General features: G+C 72.2%; 2 protein-coding genes. Both read left to right on the top strand.

From position 1 onward, the window contains the following. Window positions 1-186: 186 nt before the first annotated feature. Window positions 187-1,152 carry a carbohydrate ABC transporter permease gene (locus ACFWH7_RS11525; protein ID WP_378216647.1) on the top strand — a complete coding sequence of 322 codons (966 nt, stop codon included), beginning with the start codon at window positions 187-189 and terminating at the stop codon, window positions 1,150-1,152. Further along, window positions 1,149-2,210, top strand: coding sequence for a carbohydrate ABC transporter permease (locus tag ACFWH7_RS11520; RefSeq protein ID WP_378216646.1), 1,062 nt, complete (start codon window positions 1,149-1,151; stop codon window positions 2,208-2,210). The genes ACFWH7_RS11525 and ACFWH7_RS11520 overlap by 4 nt, the downstream gene beginning before the upstream one ends. Window positions 2,211-2,333: the final 123 nt, after the last annotated feature.

The raw sequence follows: 2,333 nt of genomic DNA, 5'->3' as shown, positions 1-2,333 counted from the left end.
GCGGCGCGCACCCTGCTCCCCCGGGGCTCCCGCCGGGGTCGCGCGGCCCGCCCGGGGCCCCGTGACCGCAGACCCGGGTCGCCCGGCCCCGCCCCCGGCCGGCCGACCCGTACCCCGCCGGTGCCCGACGGCGCGACGCACCTCGCGTCGTCGGGCGCCTCCCACCGCACCGAAGGACGTTCGCCCGTGACCGCCACCACCGCACCGCCGCGACGGGGACCCGCCTCCCACGCGCGGGCCGACCGCGACGGCCGACGCCGCAGCCCCGTGACGTGGTTGCGTGGCGGCGGCCTGAGCAACCTCGTCTTCCTGCTCCCGCTGATCCTGATCTTCGGCGTCTTCTCGTGGTTCCCCATCGTGCGCGCGGTGATCATGAGCTTCCAGGAGACGAACCTGGTCAGTGACCCGACGTTCGTCGGGCTCGACAACTTCCGCCAGGTGCTGAACGACCCGCTCCTGTGGAAGGCCGTGAAGAACACGCTGTACTTCGCGTTCCTCGCGCTGCTGTTCGGGTACCCGATCCCGCTGGTCGCCGCCGTGCTCATGCGCGAGGTCCGCCGGGCGCGCGGGCTGTACTCCGCGCTCGCGTACCTGCCGGTCGTCGTGCCGCCGGTCGTCGCCGTGCTGCTGTGGAAGTTCTTCTACAACGGCAGCCCGACGGGCGTGTTCAACACGATCCTCGGCTGGGTCGGGCTCGGCCCGTACCCGTGGCTCCAGGACGCCTCGACGGCGATGCCCTCGCTCGTGCTCGCCGCGACGTGGGCCGGCGCGGGCGGGACGATCATCATCTACCTCGCCGCCCTGACGAGCGTGCCGCCCGAGCTCTACGACGCCTCCGAGGTGGACGGCGCGGGGCTGTGGCGCAAGATCTGGCACGTGACGCTCCCGGCGCTGCGCGGCGTCCTGTTCATCACGCTGATCCTCCAGGTGATCGGCACGGCGCAGGTCTTCCTCGAGCCCTACCTGTTCACGGGCGGCGGGCCGAACAACGCGACGCTGACGATCCTGCTGCTCATCTACCGCTACGCCTTCCAGAACAGCCTCGGCGGCGACTACGGGGCGGCGACCGCGCTGTCGATCATGCTCGCGGCCGTCCTCGCCGTCTTCTCGATCCTCTACTTCCGGCTCACCCGGTCCTGGAGCACGTCATGACTCTCTCGCCCACCGACAACCCGAGCGAGATCGGCGTCGTCTCGCAGGACTCCGCGGCGGCGACGGACGCCGTCGACGACCCCGCGGGCACCTCGCGTCGCGCCGCCGAGGCGAGCCGGTCCCGCCGCGAGGCGGACCGTCGCAGGGTGCGCGCGCGCCGTCGCAAGGCGCTCGACGGCGTCGAGGACCGCGGCGCGCTCTCCGAGGCGGACTGGCGCCGCCCGTCCGTCCGGTGGGGGATGGGTACCACGCACGTCCTGCTGCTCGTGATCCTCGTCGTCGCAGGTCTCGGGCCGATGCTGCTGCTCGCCAAGTACGCCGTCACGCCGACGCAGGACATCCTGCGCACGCCGATGGCGATCTTCCCGAACGGCATCGCGTGGGACAACCTCGACAAGGCGTGGAACGACGTCCAGGTCAGCCGGTACTTCCTCAACACGATCTGGCTCGCGGTCGGGTCGTGGGCGTCGCAGATCCTCGTCGCGACGACGGGCGGCTACGCGCTGTCCGTCCTGCGGCCGCGGTACGGGAAGGTCGTGCAAGCGCTCGTCCTGTCGACCATGTTCGTCCCGGCGATCGTCCTGCTCGTCCCGCTGTACCTGACGATCCTCGACCCGCCGCTCCTGGGGCAGTCGCTCATCAACAGCTTCTGGGCCGTGTGGCTGCCCGCGGGCGCGAGCGCGTTCAACGTGCTGCTCGTCCAGCGGTTCTTCGACAGCCTCCCGCGCGAGGTGTTCGAGGCCGCGCGCATGGACGGGGCGGGGCCGTACCGGCTGTTCTGGTCGGTCGTCCTGCCGATGTCCAAGCCGATCATCGGCGTGGTCTCGGTGTTCGCGGTCATCGCGGCCTGGAAGGACTTTCTCTGGCCGTTGCTGGTCCTCAAGGACCCGGCGATCCAGCCGCTGTCGGTGCGCCTGCCGTCCATCGAGGCGTCGACCGACCTCGGCGTGTTCCTCGCGGCGCTCGCGATCTCCACGCTCATCCCGGTCGGGCTGTTCCTCGTCTTCCAGCGCATGTTCCTCCAGGGCGCGGGCCTCGGGGGAGCGGTCAAGGGCTGACTCGATCGTTCCGCCTCTCGCCGAGAACGCCATGGGTGGGGGGGTGGGGCGCGGCCACGCCCCCCCCTCGGGTGGGCCCGCCCCCCGGGGGGGGGGGGGCCGCCCCCCCCGCCCCCCCGCGCG

The organism is Cellulosimicrobium cellulans, from assembly GCF_042723955.1.
GTDB lineage: Bacteria > Actinomycetota > Actinomycetes > Actinomycetales > Cellulomonadaceae > Cellulosimicrobium > Cellulosimicrobium cellulans_H.
The sequence above is the reverse complement of the archived record's forward strand: the minus strand, read 5'-3'. Positions and strand labels throughout refer to the sequence as shown.